Source organism: Pseudoduganella lurida (assembly GCF_007830455.1).
In the GTDB taxonomy this organism is placed as follows: Bacteria; Pseudomonadota; Gammaproteobacteria; order Burkholderiales; family Burkholderiaceae_D; genus Rugamonas; species Rugamonas lurida.
In genome coordinates, this window is record NZ_VLLB01000013.1 from 17196 (window position 1) to 38000 (window position 20805).

Consider the following 20805-nt stretch of genomic DNA (forward strand, 5'->3'; position numbering starts at 1 on the left):
TCAGGCGAGCGTCTTCGCCGCGTCCTTGATGGCCGCGCGGATCCGCTGGTAGGTGCCGCAGCGGCAGATATTGCCGGCCATGGCGCCATCGATGTCGGCATCCGTCGGCTTGCGGTTGGTCTTGAGCAGCGCGGCGGCGCTCATCACCTGGCCGCTCTGGCAGTAGCCGCATTGCGGCACGTCGTGCTTCACCCACGCATCCTGCACGGCCTTGCCGACCTTGTCGTTCTCCATCGCTTCGATGGTGGTGATCTTCTGGCCGACGGCGGCGGAGATGGGCGTCACGCACGAGCGGATCGGCGCGCCGCCCAGGTGCACGGTGCAGGCACCGCACAGCGCAGCGCCGCAGCCGAACTTCGTGCCCGTCATGTTCAGGTTGTCGCGCAGGGCCCACAGGATGGGCGTGGCGGGATCGGCATCGACCTGCGTGTCGCGCCCGTTGATGTTCAGGATGACCATGGACAGCTCCTAGGTTTGGATGGTTCTGCTGTTTTGATGGAATCGCGGCGCGCCTGGCGACGCGCCGCCGGCGGATCTGTGTCCGCTCATGGGTAGTGCAATGACTGCTTATTGCTTGATGGCGGCGAACTTGCGTTCCATCGTGGCGGCATCGACGACGCCGGGAATACGCGAGCCGTCCGCGAAGAACACGGCCGGCGTGCCTTCCAGGCCGAGTTTTTCGCCCAGCGCCAGCACCTTGTCGTTTGGCGTCTTGCAGTCATCCGGCGCGGCCGGCGCCTGTTTGCCTTCGATCATCCACTCGTCCCATGCCTTGCTGCGGTCGGCCGAGCACCAGATGTTCTTCGACTTCACCGTGGAATCGGGCGACAGGATATTGAACATGAAGGTGTAGACGGTGATGTTGTCGAGCTTGGCCAGCGTGTCCTTGCGGAAGCGCTTGCAGTAGCCGCAGTTCGGGTCCTCGAACACGGCGATCACGCGCTTGCCGTCGCCCTTGACGCTTTTCAGCGCCAGCTCCACCGGCAGTTCGGAGAACTTGATGCGGGTGACTTCGTCGATGCGCGCGGCCGTCAGGTCGCTGCCGCTTTTGAGGTCGAACACGTGGCCGACGATCAGGTAGGAACCCGTCTTGTCCGTGTAGCGGATTTCCGGGCCCACGCGGATTTCATACAGGCCCGCATACGGCGTCTCGCGCACGCTGTCGATCTTGATGCCTTCGCCCAGCTTCGGCTCGACGTTCTTGCGGATGGTGGCTTCGACGCTGTTTTCGGCACCGGCGCAGGACATCAGCAGCGCCGACATTGCCAGCACGAGGCCGCTCTTCATGGTGTTCATAGGTTCTCCGCGCAATGGCAGGCGCGGCGCGTTGCGCCGTCTCGCTGCCCTGCAAGTATCAGGTAAGTGGACTCAGGTAAGTGGAATCAGTGCCGGCCGAGGGCATGGGCCATCAGCTGGCGCTTGACCATCGGCAATTTATCCAGCAAGTTTAGCCCGAAATTGCGCACCGCGCGCACCGGCTCCAGGTTGGCGCCGAACAGGCGTTGCAGGCCGTCCGTGGTGGCCTGCATCAGCAGCACTTCTTCCTTGCGGGTACGGGCATAGCGGGCCAGCACGCGGTCATCGCCGATCGAGCGGTGCTCCTCGCGGCCGGCCACCGCGGCGACCAGGTCGCGCACGTCGCCGAAGCCCAGGTTCATGCCGTGTCCCGCCAGCGGATGCACCACGTGGGCGGCATCGCCCACCAGCGCCACCCGCTGCGCCACCAGCGCGTGCGGCCGCATCAGCGACAGGGGAAAGGCACGCACCAGTTCCGGCTGCACCGGGGTCAGCTTGCCCAGCTTTTCGGCGGCGAATTCGGCGAGGCGGTCGGCCAGCGCCTGAGCGCCTTCCGCGCACAGCTGGTCGGCCAGCATGTCCGGCGCGGACCACACCAGCGAGACGCGGTTGCCGGCCAGCGGCAGCAGCGCCACGATGCCGCGCGTGCAGGTGAACCATTGCAGTGCGGCGCCATGGTGCGGCAATTCGGTCTCGAAATTGGCGACGACGCCCTTCTGGCCATACGGCTTGTAGTCGAGGCCGATATCGCTCTGGCTCCGCACCCAGGAGTTGGCGCCGTCCGCACCGACGACGAGCGAGGCCTTGATGGCGCTGCCGTCCTCCAGGTGCACGGTGGCGCCGGCCTCATTCGCATCGAGCCGCACGGCGCGGCCGGTAACGAGGTGGACGTTCTGGGCGAAGCGCAGCGCCGCATCCAAAGCCCCGTTCAGGTTGCGGTCCTCGACGATCCAGGCCAGCGTGCTGGTGTGGGCGCCATAGGCATCGAAATTGAGGTGGCCGGGCTGTTCGCCGTCGCCCTTGATGACCATGGCGTCGACCGGGGCGATGCGTTCCTGGTCCATCGCGCCCCATACCTTCAGGCCGGACAGCAGTTCGTGGGCGGTGCTGTTCAGTGCATACACGCGCACGTCCCAGCTCGCCTCCGGCCCCTCGCCTTTCGGCGCCGGGGGCGGCCCCAGCAGGGTGACGCTTTGCCCGGCCTGGGCGAAGGCCAGCGCGGCAGCTTTCGCGATGGCGCCATTGCCGACGATGCAGACGGCCGTCTGCACGTGGTGCTTGGTGGAGGTTGGCTGGTTCATAAGAGCATTATAACTTTCGCTCCCGGCCGGTGGCGGGCGGGTGGCAGTCGCAAGGCCGAGTCCGTGTCACGGTGCCTGGCACCATGTGACACGGGCTCATCCTTACCGGGCCGGACTTTTTGCACCCTGCTCTTGCATATCTGAATCGGCCTGCTATAATGCTGCCTCTTGGCCTGGTAGCTCAGTTGGTAGAGCAGAGGATTGAAAATCCTTGTGTCGGTGGTTCGATTCCGCCCCGGGCCACCAAGAACAGTGTCAACGAAGCCCACTCATCGAAGTGGGCTTCGTCGTTTCTGGACCTCGCTTCAGGCGACCTGCATGCGTCGCTGCATGACCGCTGGCTAGCGTGCGCTTGCCAACCGGTTCCGTCGGCACAATGACCTGCTCCATTGCCGACGACTTCCCTTATGACGACTCGCTTACGCCTGCTGACTTCCCCGTCCGCTTTTCCGAATCCGCAACGCCTGCGGTTGTTCATGCATGAAAAAGGCATCGCCGACCAGTTCGAGGAAACCATTTATGACATGACGCCAGGCGGCGACCAGCGCAAATGGCCGCACCTGAAAATCAACCCGTGGGGCGAAACCCCGACCTTGCTGCTCGAGGATGGCAGTTACCTGTCCGAGACGGCGGCCATCGTGCGCTATCTCGACGAGTCCCGCCCGGGCCGCAAGATCATGGGCGGATCGCCGCTCGAACAGGGACAGGACACGATGTGGGAAAACCGCATCTGGATCCATCTCCTGTATCGCATCGTCACCATGTTCCACGTCATGCACCAGGGGCTCGGACCGAAACTGGAGTTGACGCACAACCCCGCCTGGGGCGAACACTGCCGCAAGGAAGCCATCGCGCATGCCGCCCTGGTGAACCAGCACCTCGCGGATGGCCGTCCCTGGCTGCTGGGCAAGGACGAGCCCACGTTCGCCGATATCACCTTGTGCGTGGCGATTGCCTTTTCCAAGTTCCCGGTCAATGCCACGCCGCTGGATGAACGCTTCGAGCACCTGGACAGTTTCTGGCAGCGATGGCAGGCGCGGCCGAGCTTCCGCCAGGCCTATGCCGACGGTAACAGTGGGCTGAAGGAACTGGATCAATTCAAGGCCGGGCAATAAGGCCGGGCCAGCCTGTCGCGTGGAATAGCCACGGTGCACTGTCGCCGCAGCTGGTGTCCGAGACTGGTACCCCGCTATTTCCCGCCCTCCCGGGCAAGCATTCCTAACGAACGCAGTCCTCGAGCCCCGCTACGGTACGCTGGCAGCCTGCGCACCCCCGTGCGATGGGAGGATCGATCATGCATCACATTCGTTGCGGCACCGGCAAGCCCCTGCTGCTGATCCATGGCCTCGGCGGCCATTGGCAGAGCTGGAAACCCATCCTGGCGGATCTCGCAGCGAAGCGCGAAGTCATCGCGGTGGACCTGCCCGGCTTCGGCCGGACGCCGAAGCTGGCCGGCGAAACCTCCATTCGCACCCTCGCGGATGAGACCGCTACCTTCCTCCATGCCCAGGGCCTGGACGGCATCGATGCAGTCGGCAGCTCGATGGGGGCGCGGCTGGTGCTGGAGCTGGCGCGCCGCGGCGGGACTGTCGGGGGCGTGGTCGCGCTCAATCCCGGCGGTTTCTGGCAGGGATGGGAGCGTCACGCGTTCTTCAGCTCGATTTACCTGTCGATCCGGCTGCTGCGGCTGCTACGACCGGTCCTGCCGGCGGTCTGCGCCAGTCCACTCGGCCGTGCCTTGTTGCTGGCCCAATTCTCTGCCCGGCCGACCAGGCTGGCGCCGGACATTGTGAGCGATGAATTGTGCAGCTACGTGGCCTCGCCGGCCTTCGATGAGCTGCTGGCCCAGCTCGCCTACGGTGAGGAACAGCAGGGAGCGCCGCGCCACAGCATTGCGCATCCGCTCGTCATTGGCTGGGGACGGCGTGACCGGGTCTGCTTTCCCCGTCAGGCCAGGCGCGCGCTGGCCCTGTTCCCGGATGCGCAACTGCACTGGTTCGAGCGCTGCGGCCATTTCCCGCACTGGGATGCGCCGGCGGAGACCACCCGGCTGATCCTGGACGCACTTGCCGGTGCGCGCGCCAGTGCCGCAGCCGGGTTCCCGCAGGACGACCGGGCGGGCCTTCCTGAACAATCCACCAGCCTGCAACGGCCGCAATCCACCGGGCTCGTGCCGGTGGTGTAATCCCGCGGCGGGCCACCAGGAGCATCGTCCACGCGACGCCCACTCTCGGAGTGGGCGTTGTCATTTCCGTGAGCTGATTTCCGGGCGCTGCATCCCGCCTCTGGTTCCACCCCGGGCACGTAATCCTACGTAGGTAATGCCCGCAATTGTCTGTATTTGCCTAGGCAAATACACTCTGTGTCTTAGCGTCGCGCAGATTTCATGTTTCAAGCCCATGCAAGCCTTTGAAGAATTGAAAAATGTTCAGTTCGGCTACCTGATCAGCCAGGCGCGCAATGCACTCTATGCATCGCTCGACAGGGAAATGCTGCCGCTGGACCTCACCGCGTCGCAGTTCATCGTGGTGATCGGCGCGATGCGCGAGCGGGCACGGACCGTCAATGAATTCTGCCGGCTGGCTGGCATCGCGCCCGGTCCGATGTCGCGCCTGCTGGACCGGATGGAAGCGAAGGGCATCGTGCGCAGAGAGCGCGACCGGCAGGATGCCCGCCAGGTCCATGTCACGTTGACCGAAAAAGGCGTCGCGCTGTATCCGCAGATTAATGCCGGGCTCCAGAAGGTCTACGGCCAGCTGCTGAACGGATTTAGCGAAGACGAAGCATCGACCCTGAAATATGCGCTGGAAAAAATTCTGCTCAATGCAAGAGGCTAGTCGCGCCAAAACGCGGCATGCTCACTGCAGCCCCCATCGATAAGTACACCCCGAACACATCAGCTCGCGCTGCGTACCGCCGATAGACGGTGCCTGCCGCTCCCATGATTCCTGCAAGGACCCATCCCATGACTCGAGAAAACAACAACACTCCCGCAGCGCCCGCCAAAGGCAAGCGCTTCTCCCGGCGCAAGTTCATCGGCGCGGCAGCCGGCACCGTTGCCGTCGTGGGCGGCGCCTCGGTCCTGATGGGCCGCCAGGTCCGTGCCGACAAGGCCGACCGCAAGGTGGACGTGCTGCTGATCGGCGGCGGCATCATGAGCGCCACGCTGGGCGTCTACCTGGCCGAACTGGAACCGAACTGGACGTTCGAAGTGTTCGAGCGCCTGGACAAGGTGGCGGAAGAAAGCTCCAACGGCTGGAACAACGCCGGCACCGGCCACTCGGCGCTGTGTGAACTGAACTACACGCCGATGGACGACAAGGGCCAGGTGCACATCAACAAGGCCATCGAGATCAACGAGAACTTCCAGATCTCGCGCCAGTTCTGGTCGCACCAGGTGCGCAAGGGCGTGCTGGGCAATCCGCGTGAATTCATCAACTCCACGCCGCACATGAACCTGGTGTTCGGCCAGGAGAACCGCGACTTCATCACGAAGCGCGTTGCGGCGCTGAAGGCCTCGCCCCTGTTCGCCGGCATGGAGATGACCACCGACACGGCCCAGATCGCCAAATGGATCCCCGTCATGATGGAAGGCCGCAAGGCGGACGAGATGGTCACGGCCACCCGGTCCCCGCTGGGCACCGACGTCAACCTGGGCTCCATCACGCGCCAGTTCTACAAGCACCTCGGCGAAACCGTGGGCAGCAGGATCTCGACGGGCTACGAAGTGCGCTCGATCACGCGCAACGACGACGGCTCCTGGCGCGTATCCGCATTCGACGTCAAGGACAGCTCCAAGGTCCAGACGGTCGATGCGAAGCACATCTTCATCGGTGCCGGGGGTGCCGCCCTGCCGCTGCTGCAGCTGTCCGGCATTCCCGAGGCGAAGCAGTATGCCGGCTTCCCGGTCGGCGGCGAATTCCTGGTCACGGAAAATCCGGCCGTCACCTCGCGCCACCTGGCCAAGGTGTACGGCCTGGCCGATACGGGTTCGCCACCGATGTCCGTGCCGCACCTGGACACCCGCGTGCTGGATGGTAAAACCGTGCTGCTGTTCGGGCCTTTCGCCACCTGGTCCACCAAGTTCCTGAAGAACGGCTCGTACTTCGATATCGGCAAGGCGACGACGGCCTCCAACGTGCTGCCGCAGCTGCAGGTGGGCTTCCATGAGTTCGCTCTGGTGAAATACCTTGCGCAGCAGCTGGAGCTGTCGATGGCGGACAAGATGGCCGCACTGCGCCACTACATGCCCGAAGCGAAGGACGGCGACTGGCGCCTGTGGCAGGCCGGCCAGCGCGTGCAGATCATCAAGAACGATCCGGAAAAAGGCGGCGTGCTGAAGCTCGGTACGGAAGTGGTGGTGTCCGCCGACCGCTCCGTGTCGGCCCTGCTGGGCGCCTCCCCGGGCGGCTCCACCTCGCCGGCAATCATGCTGTCGCTGCTGGAAAAAGTCTTCCCGGACCGCGTGAAGACGTCGGCCTGGCAGGAAAAGATCCGCGAGATCGTGCCGTCCTACGGCAAGAAGCTGAACGAGAACGCGCAGCTGCTGGCCACCACCTGGGCAGCCACGGCGGAAACGCTGCAGCTGGCGATCGCCTCGCCAACGCTGGAAGGCTTCGTTGCCGGCGCCGCTGCCACCGAGCAGCCGGGCAAGGTAAAGAAAGTGTCCGATATCGCGCTGTAACGCAGGCTAAGCGGGACGGATCGCGGGCCGCCGACGTCGGTCCGCGATCCGTTCCACTTGCTACAAAAGCAATAGTCAATTACCCTGCCCGGGCAGCATCGCCGCATGCCACCACCCGCGCAAGGAAACCATGAACGTCCCCGCCCAGCCGTCCCGCCCCCTTGTTACCTATCTCTTCATCGGCATCAACGTGCTGCTGTACGTCTACCAGGCGCTGCAGGGCGTGGGCTGGATCGACCGCACCCCGGCAGCCGTGCTCGCATGGGGCGGCAACCTGGCCGCATACACGCTGATCGACCAGCCGTGGCGCCTGTTCACCAGCATGTTCCTGCACGTGAGCCTGCTGCACCTGGCGGCAAACATGTACATGCTGCTGGCCTTCGGCAGCATGGTCGAGCAGCGCTTCGGCGCCGTGCGCTTCCTGCTGGCCTACCTGCTGTCCGGCCTGATCGGCAGCCTCGTCAGTGCGCAGTGGCATGCCGATGCATTCAACCAGATCGTCGCGGCCGGTGCTTCCGGTGCATTGATGGGTCTGTGCGGCGCGTACCTGGCCGACTGGCTGGTGGCCAGGTGGCACAACGATCCGCACGAGGCCATCACGTCCGGCGGGCCGCTGGTGCAGACGATCGCCATCAACCTCGCCATCGGCTGGATCGTGCCGGGCATCGACAATGCCTGCCATATCGGCGGCCTGCTGGGCGGCTTCGTCGTCGGCGGGGCGTTCGCGCTGGTGCCGCCCCGGCTGGGCCAGGCGACCCGCGCGCTGCTGGTCGCAGCCATTTCCTGCATCACGCTGGGCGGCATCTATGCCCGGCTCCATGCCGCGCCTTCCGAAGGCCTGGCCGCCATCGTTGAGCTGCGCGAAGCCGAGAAGGCCGAACAGGACGAGGTGAACCGCAAGCGGCAGGCCAAGGCGCGGCTGGCAAAACAGATCGCGGACGCGCGGCGCAGCGGTCCCCGCACGGTGAGCAAGGAGCAGGCTGCGGGCACATCGATCGCGCTGGCCTCCCCGGTCAGCAGCCTGTTCCTGATGCCGGACGGCACGCGGATTGCCGTCACCGGCGAAAAGGATCACACGCTGCGCTTCGTCGACCTGGGCACGGGCACGGAAGGGCCGGCGATCCAGGGCCAGCGTCCGCCGCCCGACAATGGCGAGTGCCCGCATGGCGAATGCGTTCCCAACAATGCCAATGCCGTGGCGCTGACGCCGGATGGCCGCACTGCCTATGTCGCCTCGCTGGTCGCCAACGGTGTCGGCATCGTCGACCTTCAGGCCGGCAAGATGGTGGGCTCGATCCGAACAGGCAGCCTCCCCCGTGCCATCGTGCTGAACAAGGCGGCCGACCGCGCCTATGTGCTCAACGACGGCGACAACACTGTGGTGGCCGTCGACCTGGCCACCCGCCGCATCGTCGGCAAGCCGAAACTGACCGGCAGGAATTTGCTGTCGCGCAATCACCCGGTCGGCCTGTGGCTGGCCGCCAACGACAGCGAGCTGTGGGTGATGGACGAGAGCGCATCGCGCCTGCTGGTGCTCGATGCCGCCACGCTGGCCGAGGTCAACGAGGTCATCGTCACGTCCGGCTTCATGAATGGCGTCCAGTTCGACCGGCAGCGCGGCGAGGCCTGGGTGGTGGGCGTGGATGCCATGGACCAGATCGACCTGGTCAAGAAGGAGATCGAGAAGACGGCGCACTTCTGCCAGGGCGTGATGACGGCGCCGGTGGCCCTCAACCGCGATGCCAGCCTGCTGGCGATCGCCGAGCCGCACGGCTGGGTACGCGTCGTCAACCTGCACACGGCGGCCACGATGGCGGCCTATCCGTTCCAGGGCCTGCCGATCGGCCTGCGCTTTTCGCCGGACGACAAGGGGCTGTATTTCATCGCCAACGAAGCGCCAAGGCTGACCGTGTTCGACACCGGCGTCACCGCTCCCCTGGGGGAACTGGTCAATGCCAAGCGGCCGGAGCGGCTCTGCACGCCGCTGGAATGAGCTGACGTTCGCGTGGGCTAGGCAGCCTGGCCCGCGCCACCGCGCTTCCTGAACTGGGCCGCCTTGTAGCGGTTGCCGCAGGCGGCCATGCTGCACCAGCGCCGCTTGTGCGCCTTGGTGCGGTCGTAGAACCACAGGATGCAGTCCGGGTGCTCGCATTGCCGCACGAGCGAAAAATCGCCCTCGGCCAGCAGCTGCGCCAGCGCTTCCGCCACGGGGCCCAGCAGGGCAGCGACCGGCTCGCCGCGCGCGATGCGCACCAGCGCCAGCTTGCCTTCCCCATCCTGCACCAGCTGCGGCGCGCTCGCATGCGCCAGCAGGTACTTGTTCAGCGCGCCGACATCGGCCGCGCGCCCTTCCCTGTGCCGGTCGATCATCCGGCGTGCCAGCGCACGCAAGGCCACGCCCTGCGCCAGCAATGCGGCAAGGTCGACTGGACCGGCACCCTTCGCCGGCACGATGCCCTGGCGCGCCAGCCAATGCAGCACATCGTCACCCGTCTGCCAGAAGTCGACCAGGACGCCATCGCTGCGCGCCTCCGTATTGAGCAGGTCCAGCGCCAGGTGATCGCCGACCAGCGGCGCTTCGCCATGCCCGTTGCCGTGCTGGGTCGTCGCATTCATCTTGATAACCTCTAAAAATTAGATTGACAGGTTACTAAACGACGCCTAGACTCCGGATCAAGTAACCCAATAAGCTTGATTATAAGGGTTACTTACCACTTTCACCAAGGAGCAGTCATGGACACCATCGCCGCCACCACCTTCCCCGCCAACGTTGCTGGCGATCCCGTTCATCACCGCACGCTGGAGGTCCAGGGTACCAGCGTGTTCTACCGCGAGGCGGGCGCGCCGCAGGCGCCGGCCGTGCTGCTGCTGCACGGCTTCGGTGCCTCGTCGCACATGTTCCGCAACCTGATCCCGCAGCTGGCCCGGCACTATCACGTGATCGCGCCCGACCTGCCGGGCTTCGGCCAGACCACGACCCCGCCGGACTTCCGCTACACCTTCGACAACCTGGCGGAGGTGATCGATGCCTTCACGACCGCCAAGGGCCTGGCGCGCTACGCGATCTATGTGTTCGACTACGGCGCGCCGGTCGGCTGGCGCCTGGCGGTGAAGCATCCGCAGAAGATCAGCGCCATCGTCAGCCAGAACGGTAATGCCTACGAAGAGGGCCTGAGCGCCGGCTGGGCGGACATGCGCAAGGCATGGGCCGAACCGACGGCCGCCAACCGCGAAGCCCTGCGCCGCTTCAACACGCCGGACATGCTGCGCTGGCAGTACACGGAAGGCGTGCGCGACACGTCGCTGATCGCGCCGGAAACGTACCAGCTGGCCGCCGCCGCCATCGACCGCATCGGCGTGGAGCCGCAGATGGACCTGCTGCTCGACTATGGTTCCAACGTCGCGCAGTATCCAGAGCTGCACGCGTTCTTCCGCCGCCACCAGCCGCCCACGCTGGCGATCTGGGGCCGGAACGATCCGTTCTTCACGCCGCCCGGTGCCGAAGCCTTCCGGCGCGACAACCCGCAGGCCGAGGTGCGCTTCCTCGACACGGGCCACTTCGCCATCGAAACGCATGGCGACGAGATCGCGGCCGCCATGTTGGCGTTCCTGGAGCGCAGCATCGGGTCCGGCACGCAATGACTGCTGTCGAGCTTCCTTGACGATGAGTAGCCCTGTGCTACCTTGACCTGCATGTCGCCGCGCCGGGCAGTGCGCGGCGTCCGTGTCTGTTCTGAAAGGAGCGCGTCATGGGGAATTCGGTTTGCATTGTGCGGAGGGCCCTGGCTGGCGGTCTGTTTCTGGCGGGGGTAACAGCGGCGGGGGTAGCAGCGGCAGCGCCACAGGTGGAGGTGATCGCGACCGGCCTCGTCAATCCCCGCGGCATCGCCTTCGCACCCGATGGCGCGCTGTACGTGGCCGAAGCGGGCCGCGGCGGCAACGGTACCTGCATCGTGCTGTCCGATGGCCAGAATTCCTGCTACGGCCAGACGGGGGCCATCGCCCGCATCGCACCGGACGGCAAGCGCAACGTCACGCGCGTGATCCGCAGCCTGCCCTCGCTGGCCGCGCCGGACGGCTTCGGCGCGATCGGCCCGCAAGGCGTTTCGTTCGGCCCATCCGGCACGGCGAAGATCGTGATCGGGCTGGCCGCCAATCCGGCGGAACGGGAAGGCCTGGGCGCACGCTCCGCGCTGTTCGGCCAGCTGATCCGGCCGCGCCAGTTCGGCATCCCGGCCCCGGCGCTGCTCCCGGCGGCCGCCACGGCTTCCTCGGCCAGCGCCGTCGACAAGCTCGCCTATGCGGATATCGCCGGCTTCGAGGCGGACAACGATCCCGTTCCCGGCGGCGTGGACAGCAATCCGTACGGCGTGCTGGCGCTGGGCTCGCGCGACGTGGTGGCCGATGCCGGCGCCAATGCCCTGCTGCAGGCCGATGCCGGCGGGGTGGTCACGGCGCTGGCCGTGTTCGAGGCGCGCCAGGTGCCGGCACCGCCCTTCCTCGGCCTGCCGCCCGGCGCCACCATTCCCATGCAGGCGGTGCCCACGTCGGTAGCGCAGGGGCCCGATGGCTGGCTGTATGTGGGGCAGCTGACGGGCTTCCCCTTCCCCGTCGGCCTGGCGAACGTATATCGTGTGCCGCCCGAAGGCGGCATGCCGGAAGTATTCGCCAGCGGCTTCACCAACATCATCGGGCTGGCATTCGATGCGCACGGGCGCCTGCATGTGCTCCAGATCGGCAACGGGCTGGGCGCGCCGGACGGCCCGCCGCTGCAGACACCCGGCAAGCTGATCCGCGTGAACGGCGATGGATCACAGACGCTCATTTATGACGGGCTGTACTTCCCGGGCGGGCTGGCGATCGGGCCGGACGGAGCGGCGTACGTGACCAATAACGGCATCGTGCCCGGGCCAGTGCCGGGGGCGTTTCCCGATGGCGGGCAGGTGGTGCGGATCGGGCTGGAGTGATCTGCACGACGCACGATGCCCCCCGCTTGTTGCACCTCGTTCATTGCACCACGCTTGTTGCAGCGGGCATACTCCATCGGGCTTACTACATCGGGCTTACTACATCGGGCTTACTACATCGGGCTTACTACATCGGGCTTTCCACATCGGCTGATTACGACGGGCTGATTAGATCGGCTAAACACATCGGGCTAACTGCATCGCGCTGAGTACATCAGGCTCACTACATCAGGCTCACTACATCAGGCACTACGTCGCGCTCACTGCCCCAGGCTTTGCAGGAAGGCTGCCAGGTCGCGATTGAAGCGTTCGGGCTCCTCGATGAACGGTGCGTGGCCCGAGTCCGCATACACGATGCTGCGCACGCGCGGGTTGATCGCCCTGGCGCGCGCGATGGCCGGCGCCGCCTGCACCAGGGCATCCTGCGCACCATACAGCAGCAGTACCGGCAAGCGGGCCTTGCCGAGGCCCGCGCTGGCCGCCACGCTCATCGTCTGCACGGCAGTCTGCATGTCCCAGGACGCCATGGCGGCATTGGCCAGCAGGCGCTGGAACGTGACGGCGTCGGGCTGGCGCCGGAAGCACAGGGCGAGGAAGGCCCGCTCGGCGTCCAGGTGCGTTTTCAGGTCGGGGCTGGTCACGTCGCGGTAGATCTGCGGGTGCGGCGTGATCTGGTCGGCTGCCAGCTCGATGACGCCGTCCACATAGACCGCGCCGGCAATGGCGGCATCGCCATGGGCCGCCAGGTAGTTCGAGATGACGGCCCCGCCCAGCGACCAGCCCACCAGCACGGGCCTGGCCGGGGCGCCCGGTCGCCCCATGGCGGCGATGACGGCCGCGAGGTCGTCGGCCCAGCGGCGTCCTTCGCGATAGGCTTCGGCACCGGCGGGCTTGCCGGAAAGCCCGTGACCGCGCAGGTCATACGTGACCAGCCGGTACCGCTGCAATGCCGGGCTGGCGACCTGCTGTTCCCAGTTCAGCCGGCTGCCCAGCAGGCCATGGATGAAGAGGATGGCCGGGCCGGCCGGATCACCCGACTCCTGGACGGCCAGCGAGACGCCGTCCGGCGCGATGACCGTGTAGTGCCGTTCGGCGCCGTATGCCAGGCAATTGAAGGCCAGCAGCAGCATCGCCAGCAGCAGCCGGGCGGCGCCCGCAGGCAGTGAGGTATGGATACGAGAGTTCATGCGCAGTGCTCCAGGCGTTGGAAGAACTGCTATCCTGAAGCCTCACATCCATGTGAGGGTCAAGCCCTTTCGCACCATGAACGATTCGCTGCTTCCCGCCACCCTGTCGATCGGCGAACTGGCACGCCAGACCGGTGTCAGCGTGCGCTCGATCCGTCATTACGACGAGAATGGCCTGCTGAGTTCGGCGCGCGCCGTCAATGGCTACCGGGTCTTTCCGCTCGCGGCCGTGACCCAGGTGCGGCAGATCCAGCGGCTGATCGCCAGCGGGTTCAATCTGGACGAGATCCGCAGCTTTCCCGCCTGCATGCGCCTGATCGAAGGCGCGGCGATGTGTCCGGAGACGACGCCCGTCCAGCGCAAGCGCCTGGCCGATATCGAGCGGCAGATCGCCGACCTGGAAGAACGCCGCGCCCGCCTGCGGGCCATGGTGAGCGACGAGCTGCCGCCGCCCCGCTAGCAGGCGGTGGGCAGGCCTCAGCTTTTCTTCAGCGCACTGGCCTTGTGCGCCGCTTCGGCGCCGGTCTTGTCGCTGACGACGAGATACTCGGGGTGATCCTTCGACGCGGCCACCTCGTGGCCCTTGATGCTGGTGTGCGCCGTGAGTTTCTTCTTGACGGTGCCGTGCACCACGCCCTGCGACGACTGCCACTGCACCTTGTCGCCGGCCTTGAATGAATCCGTCATGCTGTGCCTTCCCATGGGTGGAGGAAGCACCATTGGACCATGGATCGCGATCGCGGCAAGCCCGTTACGCCATGGCATCGCCGGGCGGGCAGATGCGGTTGCGGCCGGCCTGCTTGGCTTCGTACAGCATCGCGTCGGCGCGCAGGAACAGCTCGTTTTCGCTGCGCTGCTCGGGATAGGTCGCGATGCCGCCGCTGAACGAAAAGTGACGGACGTCGCCCGGCGCCACCTGGAAGGCGATCGCGCCGAAGGCCTGGCGGAGCGCATCGAGCTTCTGCCATCCCTGCGCGGGCGTGCAGTCCCAGAACACGACGACGAATTCCTCGCCGCCGAAGCGGCTCAGCAGGTCCAGTTCGCCGACCTGCTGCGCCAGCGTCAGCGACAGGCGCTTGATGACGATGTCGCCGAAGGAGTGGCCCCAGGTGTCGTTGATGGTCTTGAACTTGTCGATGTCCACCACGCCGTAGGCCAGCGGCACGTTGTCGCGGGCGGCCTGGCGGATCAGCGCCTGCGCCTTCTTCTGCAGGCCCACCTTGTTGAGCAGGCCGGTCGCGCGGTCCTTGCCGATCAGGTCCTTGCTGACGCGGATCTTGTTGGCGCGGTGCACCAGCTGCTCCGTCAGCAGGTCCGGCGCGCTCAGCGGCATGATCTCGTCGAAGCCGCTGGCCAGCGCGCGGCGCGCCTGGTCCTCGTCAGGCCGGCGCTGCAGCAGCGTGATCTCGCGCACCGGATCGGCCTCGATGTTCTTCTGCAGCACGCGGGCGATGGCCTCGGTGCGGTCGTACTCGGCGGCGCCGATGAGCACGATGTCCGGCTGCAGCTCCTTGACGCGCTGGTGCAGCGTGTGCGCATCGGCATGGCGGATGACTTCCACGCGCTGGCGCAGCAGCGCCGCCTCGTCCAGGTCGGTCGGGTCGCCCAGGTGGATCAGCCGCACCAGGTCGCCGCCCTTGCGCTGCACGAACAGCTTGAACAGCTTGTCGACCAGCACGTCGTTGGGAATCGGCTTTTCGGCGTACGCCAGGCAGTGGCTGTCGACCAGGCGCTGCTGCAGGAGGAAGCGGCCGCCCTGCCGGGCCGACTGCAGGTAGACGTAATCGTGGTTGCCCGGCAGGCGTTCCAGCAGCTCGCCCAGCATCAGCGTCTTGCGGCTGGACTGCATGTCGGACTGCAGGTTGTGCAGCGCATCGAGGTCGATCACGAACAGGTCGTGGTCGCGGCTGTTGCCGATGGCCGACACGAAGTGGCTGACCTCGTTGAAGAAGGCGATGTCGAAGTCGTACTTGTGGGCGTGCAGCAGCAGCTCGTCCCGGTTGTCCTTGATGAAGAAGCTCTGCGACAGGAGCAGGACATGATTCTTGTACAGCGGATTCCTGTACGGCGGGGTGGCATCGCTGGTCATGGCCGCAGCTTCCAGGAACAAGTGAAAAACGATCTTACCTCAGGCCGGACCAGCGGCTGACAACTTTTACTTGGTGGCATCATGCTCTTCAGTGCGGTGTTCGAGGGCTCCACCGCCTCCTCCACCACCTCCGCCACCTTCACCTCCGCCACCTCCACCTCCGCCCTTGCCGCCCGCTTCGCCCTTGGCCCGGTTGCCGGCGCCGCCCTGCGTGCGGGTCGGCCCCTGCAGCGGAATCGTCACGTCCGCCGGAATCGGGCCTAGGTCCAGCGCCTCGCGGATGAAGTCGCGCAATGCGATCACCAGTTCGGCGGTATGGATGGGGCGGCCCGCCGCCATGTCCGCCGCGGCCAGGCCGGCCAGGCGGCAGTGTTCCTCGGTGCCGAGCAGCAGGATGTCCGACAGGGCCGCTTCCACGGCATCGCGCACGCGCCGGGAGCGATCGGAACTGGTCACCGCCTCCGGCGGCTGGCCCTTCAGGTCGCGCAGGTGGGTCGGATGGACGGTCAGCTCGCCCGTGAACGAGCCGCCCAGCGTGCGGTACGCGGCGATCAGCGTCTTCAGGCGCTCGTTGATCTGGCGGTTCATGCGCTCGCGGCGCTGCTGCACCGTCTGCATCATCAGCACGCGGATGCCCACGCCCACCAGCGTGAAGATGGCCAGGCTGAGGAAGGTCGTCAGGATCGCCTGCCAGGAACTGAAATCCATGTAGCGCACGGCCGCTCCGGTCTCGTTTCGATGGAGCGAGTGTACTGAGCCCGGGCCGATCGGGGCCACACGGCAGGGTCCGCGCTATGGCTACCCCACGCCTGTGCCACTGCCCAGTTGCAGGCAGGATTCTTGCTTACAAAGAATGCATTTGCGCACCATTCGTGCTCACAGGCGCCTCCAGCGCACCAATTTGTGCCACGACTCCCCGAAACATGACGACTGCCGCACCGAAAAGCATCAATGTCCCGCCCGGCGACTACGAGCCGCCACAACGCATCGTCAAGATCCGCCGCGACTACAACACCTGGGTGGCCAGCGAGACCATCGAGGATTACGCGCTGCGCTACACGCCCCGCTCGTTTCGCAAATGGTCCGTGTTCCGCGTGTCGAACACCGCGTTCGGCGCCATCTCCTTCCTCGTCCTGGAGGCGATCGGCGGCACCATCGCCGTCAACTACGGCTTCATCAACGCGTTCTGGGCCATCCTCACCGTCGGCCTGATCATCTTCCTGACCGGGCTGCCGATCAGCTACTATGCGGCGCGCCATGGCGTGGACATGGACCTGCTCACGCGCGGCGCGGGCTTCGGCTACATCGGGTCGACGATCTCCTCGTTCGTGTATGCCTCGTTCACGTTCATCCTGTTCGCGCTGGAAGCGGCGATCATGGCGTATGCCCTGGAGCTTTATTTCCATCTTCCCCTGTATCTCGGCTACCTGGTCAGCGCGCTGATCGTCATCCCGCTGGTGACGCACGGCGTCACGCTGATCAGCCGCATCCAGATGATCAGCCAGCCCGTCTGGCTGGTGCTGCTGGCGCTGCCCTTCATCGCCATCCTGCACAAGCAGCCGGGACTCCTGGGCCAGCTGGTGCACTTCACGGGCCAGTCGCCGCAGAACGGCGGCTTCAACATGCTCATGTTCGGTGCCGCCACGGCCGTGGGCGTGGCGCTCATCACGCAGATCGGCGAACAGGTCGATTTCCTGCGCTTCATGCCGGAGCAGACGAAGGAAAACCGGCTGCGCTGGCACCTCGGGGTGCTGGCCGCGGGACCGGGCTGGATCGTGCTCGGCATCCTGAAGATGCTGGGTGGCGCCCTGCTCGCGCTGCTGGCGATCGAGGGCGGCGCGTCGCTCGCCGAGGCGGTGAATCCGAACACGATGTACCTGGCCGGCTTCGGGCAGGTGTTCGACAGTCCGACCATCGCCATCTTCGCCACGGCGCTGTTCGTCATCATCTCGCAGATCAAGATCAACATGACCAATGCCTATGCGGGCTCGCTGGCATGGTCGAACTTCTTCGCGCGGCTGACGCACAGCCATCCGGGCCGCGTGGTGTGGGCCGTGTTCAATGCGCTGATCGCCGTGCTGCTGATGGAGCTGGACGTGTTCCAGGCGCTGGACCAGGTGCTGGGCCTGTACTCGAATATCGCCATCGCGTGGATCACCGCCGTGGTGGCGGACCTCGTCATCAACAAGCCGCTGGGCCTGTCCCCGGCCGGCATCGAGTTCCGCCGCGCCTACCTGTACGACATCAACCCGGTCGGCGTGGGCGCCATGCTGCTGGCCTCCGTGCTGTCGATCGCCGCGTTCACGGGCCTGTTCGGCGCGCAGGTGCAGGCCTTCTCGGCGTTCATCGCGCTGGGCACCGCGCTGGTGACGTCGCCATTGATCGCCTGGGCCACACGCGGGAAGTACTACCTGGCGCGGCCCGCCCACACCTGGAGCGCCGCCACGCGCAGCGAGGTGTGCTGCATCTGCGAGAAGGAATACGAGACGGAGGACATGGCACACTGCCCGGCCTACCAGGGTCCCATCTGCTCGCTGTGCTGCTGCCTGGACGCGCGCTGCAACGACGGCTGCAAGCCGCACGCGCGTTTCTCCCACCAGTGGGAAAGCGCGATGAAGAAGCTGCTGCCCGCATCCATGTGGCCTTACATGACAAGCGGCCTGGCCCACTACCTGCTGCTGATGATGGTCACCGTGCTGTTCCTCGGCGCCCTGCTTGGCCTGCTGTATGTGCACGAACAGAACGTGCTCGGTGCCGCCGGCGTGGCGCTGCTGCCGGCACTGAAGGTGGCGTACCTGAAGCTGTTCGGCGCGCTGCTGCTGGCCAGCGGCATCGTGGCGTGGTGGCTGGTCCTCACCAGCAAGAGCCGCGAGGTGGCCCAGGAGGAATCGAACCGGCAAACCAGCCTGCTGATGCGCGAGATCGAGCTGCACGGGAAGACGGATGCGGCGCTGCAGACCGCGAAGAAGCAGGCGGACCAGGCCAACCAGGCCAAGAGCCGCTACATCGCCGGCATCAGCCACGAGATCCGCACGCCGCTCAACAGCATCCTCGGCTACGCCCAGCTGCTGGACAACGACCCCACGATTCCCAACCACCGCCAGCAGGCGATCCGCGTGATCCGCGGCAGCGGCGAGCACCTGCTGTCGCTGATCGAAGGCACGCTGGACATCGCCCGCATCGAAGGCGGCAAGTTCAGCTTCGACATGCGCGAGCTGGACTTCCACGAATTCATCGGCCAGCTGGTGCGCATGTTCGAGCAGCAGGCCACCGGCAAGGGCCTCGTGTTCCGCTACGAGCCGGCCATCGCCTTGCCCCATATCGTGCGCGCCGACCGCAAGCGCCTCGGCCAGATCCTCATCAACATCCTTGGCAATGCCGTGAAGTTCACGCAGCGCGGCACCATAACGCTGCGCGTGAAGCACACGCGCGACCTCGCCACGTTCGAGATCGAGGACACCGGCGCCGGCATCCTGCCCGAAGAGATCGAGCGCATCTTCGAGCCGTTCTCGCGGGGCAGCGCGGGCAACGAGGCGGGCGCCGCCTCCGGCACGGGCCTCGGCCTGCCGATCAGCAAGATGCTCACCGGCCTGATGGGCGGCCAGCTGGAGCTGGACAGTATCCCGGGCCAGGGCAGCAAGTTCACCATCCGCGTGCGGCTGCCGCGCGTGCACGGCGCCACGCTGGCGACCGCGCCGGGCCTGCTGCGCACCGGGTATGCGGGGCCGCGCCGGAAAGTGCTCGTCGTCGACAACGAACAGGTGGACCGCGAGCTGCTGGTGAACATCCTCGCGCCGCTGGGCTTCGAGACGGCGCAGGCGCAGTCGGGCCAGGAATGCCTGGCGATGTATCAGGGCTTCAAGCCGGACCTGATCCTGATGGACCTGGCCATGCCCGGCATCGACGGCTGGGAAGCAAGCCGCATCATCCGCACCGTGCACGAGTCGCCGGTGCCGATCCTGATCGTTTCGGCCAATGCCTACGACAAGGGACTGGAGAACCCGGCCGGCATTCCGGCGGAAGACTTCATCGTCAAGCCCGTCAACGTGGCGGAGCTGCTGGAGCGGATCGGCCGGCGGCTGCAGCTCGACTGGACCACCCAGGCGCCGCCCGCCGTGACCGTGCAGCCACCGGCGCCGGTCGCCGCGGCGTGGCCACCCGCCGAACAGATCGATGCGCTGCGCGGCCAGCTGGCGATGGGCTACGTGCGCGGCATCCAGCGCCAGCTCGACGAGATCGCCGCCCTCGGCCCCGCCTTCACCGCCTTCACCGAAACGATGCGCGGCCACGCGCTGCGCTTCGACCTGGAGGCCATGTCACGCTATCTGGAGAAACCGCATGTCGAAACCACTTGACCGCCAGGCCGGCCACATCGTGCTGATCGTCGACGACGTGCCGGAAAACCTCGCCGTGCTGCACGATGCGCTGGACGAAGCGGGCTTCACCGTCCTCGTCGCCAACAACGGCGCCGCCGCGCTGGAGCGCGCGCAGCAGCTGGTGCCGGACATCATCCTGCTCGATGCGATGATGCCCGGCATGGACGGCTTCGAAGTCTGCCGCCGGCTGCGCGCCAGCATGGTCACGCGCGCCATCCCCATCGTCTTCATGACGGGGCTGACGGAACCCGAGCACGTGGTGGCCGCTTTCGACGCGGGCGGGACCGACTACGTGACGAAGCCCGTGCGGCAAAGCGAGGTACTGGCACGCATCGGCGCCCACCTGCAGACTGCGCGCCTGATGAACCAGGCCCGCAGCGCGCTCGACGCGTTCGGCAACGCGATGCTGGCCGTGACGCCGCACGATGGCCGCGTCGTCTGGCAGACGCCGCTGGCGCGGCAGTGGATGGCGCAGTACTTCACGCTGCCCGACGGCGTGCCGGTGAGCGGCACGCCGGGTGCGCTGACGGACTGGCTGCTTGGCGGCGAATGTGCAGCGCCGCTCACCGTGACCAAGGGCTCGTCGCGCCTCGTCTTCACGGTCGCCGACATGAGCAACAGCGAGCAGTGGATGATCGTGCTGCGCGAGGAGTCGGATACCGCGCGCGTGCAGGCGCTGATGGCACTCCTCAAGCTCACGCAGCGCGAGTCCGAAGTGCTGCACTGGGTCATGATGGGCAAGACCAACCGGGACATCGGCGATATCCTCGGCACCTCGCCCCGCACCGTCAACAAGCACCTCGAGCACGTGTTCCACAAGCTGGGCGTCGAGACGCGCACGGCTGCCGCCGCGCTGGCGCTGAACCGCATGCGGGCCGCTTCGCCGGCGGTGGCGGAGGTTTAGG

The 20805-nt window shown here is 66.3% G+C and carries 18 protein-coding genes and 1 tRNA gene; 11 read left to right on the forward strand and 8 right to left on the reverse strand.

Going from position 1 to position 20805, the window contains the following annotated elements; all coding sequences use genetic code 11:
* From IP91_RS24280 to IP91_RS24290, 3 genes are all read right to left on the reverse strand, one after another.
* The gene (locus IP91_RS24280) at window positions 1-459 is read right to left on the reverse strand and encodes a (2Fe-2S)-binding protein (protein ID WP_145652901.1); all 459 of its coding nucleotides are present in this window, start codon (window positions 457-459) and stop codon (window positions 1-3) included.
* A gap of 108 nt (window positions 460-567) precedes the next feature.
* Window positions 568-1296, reverse strand: coding sequence for a DsbC family protein (locus IP91_RS24285; RefSeq protein WP_145652903.1), 729 nt, complete (start codon window positions 1294-1296; stop codon window positions 568-570).
* Between the two features lie 86 nt (window positions 1297-1382).
* A complete protein-coding gene (locus tag IP91_RS24290; RefSeq protein ID WP_145652905.1) occupies window positions 1383-2597 on the reverse strand; it encodes an FAD-dependent monooxygenase in 1215 nt (404 codons plus the stop codon).
* Between the two features lie 170 nt (window positions 2598-2767).
* Between IP91_RS24290 and IP91_RS24295 the strand changes: the two genes are divergently transcribed.
* From IP91_RS24295 to IP91_RS24320, 6 genes are all read left to right on the forward strand, one after another.
* Window positions 2768-2843: transfer RNA gene (locus IP91_RS24295), tRNA-Phe, on the forward strand.
* Between the two features lie 161 nt (window positions 2844-3004).
* Entirely contained in the window at window positions 3005-3712 is a 708-nt protein-coding gene (locus IP91_RS24300) for a glutathione S-transferase family protein (protein WP_145653029.1), read from the forward strand.
* A 179-nt stretch (window positions 3713-3891) separates the two neighbouring features.
* Complete coding sequence (locus IP91_RS24305; protein WP_145652907.1) at window positions 3892-4782, forward strand: alpha/beta fold hydrolase; 891 nt, start codon at window positions 3892-3894, stop codon at window positions 4780-4782.
* 214 nt (window positions 4783-4996) lie between these two features.
* Window positions 4997-5434, forward strand: coding sequence for a MarR family winged helix-turn-helix transcriptional regulator (locus IP91_RS24310; protein ID WP_158643197.1), 438 nt, complete (start codon window positions 4997-4999; stop codon window positions 5432-5434).
* A 128-nt stretch (window positions 5435-5562) separates the two neighbouring features.
* The gene (gene mqo / locus IP91_RS24315) at window positions 5563-7281 is read left to right on the forward strand and encodes a malate dehydrogenase (quinone) (RefSeq protein WP_145652911.1); all 1719 of its coding nucleotides are present in this window, start codon (window positions 5563-5565) and stop codon (window positions 7279-7281) included.
* Window positions 7282-7411: 130 nt separating this feature from the next.
* Window positions 7412-9274: a rhomboid family intramembrane serine protease gene (locus IP91_RS24320; protein WP_145652914.1), complete on the forward strand. Its 1863-nt coding sequence runs from the start codon at window positions 7412-7414 to the stop codon at window positions 9272-9274.
* 17 nt (window positions 9275-9291) lie between these two features.
* Here the strand turns inward: IP91_RS24320 and IP91_RS24325 are convergent, their stop codons facing one another.
* Entirely contained in the window at window positions 9292-9897 is a 606-nt protein-coding gene (locus tag IP91_RS24325) for a CGNR zinc finger domain-containing protein (protein ID WP_145652916.1), read from the reverse strand.
* A 117-nt stretch (window positions 9898-10014) separates the two neighbouring features.
* Here IP91_RS24325 and IP91_RS24330 point away from each other — a divergent pair, with 117 nt between their 5' ends.
* The gene (locus IP91_RS24330; protein ID WP_145652918.1) at window positions 10015-10923 is read left to right on the forward strand and encodes an alpha/beta fold hydrolase; all 909 of its coding nucleotides are present in this window, start codon (window positions 10015-10017) and stop codon (window positions 10921-10923) included.
* Window positions 10924-11132: 209 nt separating this feature from the next.
* The gene (locus IP91_RS24335) at window positions 11133-12248 is read left to right on the forward strand and encodes a ScyD/ScyE family protein (RefSeq protein ID WP_158643198.1); all 1116 of its coding nucleotides are present in this window, start codon (window positions 11133-11135) and stop codon (window positions 12246-12248) included.
* A gap of 260 nt (window positions 12249-12508) precedes the next feature.
* Here the strand turns inward: IP91_RS24335 and IP91_RS24340 are convergent, their stop codons facing one another.
* Window positions 12509-13435 (reverse strand): alpha/beta fold hydrolase, encoded by a 927-nt coding sequence (locus tag IP91_RS24340; RefSeq protein ID WP_145652922.1) that lies wholly within the window; start codon window positions 13433-13435, stop codon window positions 12509-12511.
* A 76-nt stretch (window positions 13436-13511) separates the two neighbouring features.
* On the opposite strand from IP91_RS24340, the gene IP91_RS24345 reads away from it, so the two are divergent.
* Entirely contained in the window at window positions 13512-13895 is a 384-nt protein-coding gene (locus tag IP91_RS24345) for a MerR family transcriptional regulator (RefSeq protein WP_145652924.1), read from the forward strand.
* Window positions 13896-13912: 17 nt separating this feature from the next.
* Here the strand turns inward: IP91_RS24345 and IP91_RS24350 are convergent, their stop codons facing one another.
* The 3 genes from IP91_RS24350 to IP91_RS26300 all read right to left on the reverse strand — a co-directional run bounded on the left by IP91_RS24350 (window position 13913) and on the right by IP91_RS26300 (window position 16232).
* Complete coding sequence (locus IP91_RS24350; protein ID WP_145652926.1) at window positions 13913-14122, reverse strand: hypervirulence associated TUDOR domain-containing protein; 210 nt, start codon at window positions 14120-14122, stop codon at window positions 13913-13915.
* 64 nt (window positions 14123-14186) lie between these two features.
* Window positions 14187-15524 carry a GGDEF domain-containing protein gene (locus IP91_RS24355; RefSeq protein ID WP_145652928.1) on the reverse strand — a complete coding sequence of 446 codons (1338 nt, stop codon included), beginning with the start codon at window positions 15522-15524 and terminating at the stop codon, window positions 14187-14189.
* Between the two features lie 66 nt (window positions 15525-15590).
* Window positions 15591-16232, reverse strand: coding sequence for a hypothetical protein (locus IP91_RS26300; RefSeq protein WP_199754743.1), 642 nt, complete (start codon window positions 16230-16232; stop codon window positions 15591-15593).
* A 215-nt stretch (window positions 16233-16447) separates the two neighbouring features.
* Between IP91_RS26300 and IP91_RS24365 the strand changes: the two genes are divergently transcribed.
* The gene (locus IP91_RS24365; RefSeq protein WP_145652930.1) at window positions 16448-19879 is read left to right on the forward strand and encodes a hybrid sensor histidine kinase/response regulator; all 3432 of its coding nucleotides are present in this window, start codon (window positions 16448-16450) and stop codon (window positions 19877-19879) included.
* A complete protein-coding gene (locus IP91_RS24370; protein ID WP_145652932.1) occupies window positions 19863-20804 on the forward strand; it encodes a response regulator transcription factor in 942 nt (313 codons plus the stop codon). The genes IP91_RS24365 and IP91_RS24370 overlap by 17 nt, the downstream gene beginning before the upstream one ends.
* Window position 20805 lies beyond the last annotated feature (1 nt).

Bases quoted from the DNA above. Each gene is read 5' to 3' on its own strand.
- IP91_RS24340 (WP_145652922.1), bottom strand. From the start codon at position 13,435: ATGAACTCTCGTATCCATACCTCACTGCCTGCGGGCGCCGCCCGGCTG.
- IP91_RS24305 (WP_145652907.1), top strand. From the start codon at position 3,892: ATGCATCACATTCGTTGCGGCACCGGCAAGCCCCTGCTGCTGATCCAT.
- IP91_RS24325 (WP_145652916.1), bottom strand. From the start codon at position 9,897: ATGAATGCGACGACCCAGCACGGCAACGGGCATGGCGAAGCGCCGCTG.
- IP91_RS24310 (WP_158643197.1), top strand. From the start codon at position 4,997: ATGCAAGCCTTTGAAGAATTGAAAAATGTTCAGTTCGGCTACCTGATC.
- IP91_RS24285 (WP_145652903.1), bottom strand. From the start codon at position 1,296: ATGAACACCATGAAGAGCGGCCTCGTGCTGGCAATGTCGGCGCTGCTG.
- IP91_RS24355 (WP_145652928.1), bottom strand. From the start codon at position 15,524: ATGACCAGCGATGCCACCCCGCCGTACAGGAATCCGCTGTACAAGAAT.
- IP91_RS24370 (WP_145652932.1), top strand. From the start codon at position 19,863: ATGTCGAAACCACTTGACCGCCAGGCCGGCCACATCGTGCTGATCGTC.
- IP91_RS24280 (WP_145652901.1), bottom strand. From the start codon at position 459: ATGGTCATCCTGAACATCAACGGGCGCGACACGCAGGTCGATGCCGAT.
- IP91_RS26300 (WP_199754743.1), bottom strand. From the start codon at position 16,232: ATGGATTTCAGTTCCTGGCAGGCGATCCTGACGACCTTCCTCAGCCTG.
- IP91_RS24345 (WP_145652924.1), top strand. From the start codon at position 13,512: ATGAACGATTCGCTGCTTCCCGCCACCCTGTCGATCGGCGAACTGGCA.
- mqo (WP_145652911.1), top strand. From the start codon at position 5,563: ATGACTCGAGAAAACAACAACACTCCCGCAGCGCCCGCCAAAGGCAAG.
- IP91_RS24330 (WP_145652918.1), top strand. From the start codon at position 10,015: ATGGACACCATCGCCGCCACCACCTTCCCCGCCAACGTTGCTGGCGAT.
- IP91_RS24350 (WP_145652926.1), bottom strand. From the start codon at position 14,122: ATGACGGATTCATTCAAGGCCGGCGACAAGGTGCAGTGGCAGTCGTCG.
- IP91_RS24320 (WP_145652914.1), top strand. From the start codon at position 7,412: ATGAACGTCCCCGCCCAGCCGTCCCGCCCCCTTGTTACCTATCTCTTC.
- IP91_RS24300 (WP_145653029.1), top strand. From the start codon at position 3,005: ATGACGACTCGCTTACGCCTGCTGACTTCCCCGTCCGCTTTTCCGAAT.
- IP91_RS24365 (WP_145652930.1), top strand. From the start codon at position 16,448: ATGACGACTGCCGCACCGAAAAGCATCAATGTCCCGCCCGGCGACTAC.
- IP91_RS24290 (WP_145652905.1), bottom strand. From the start codon at position 2,597: ATGAACCAGCCAACCTCCACCAAGCACCACGTGCAGACGGCCGTCTGC.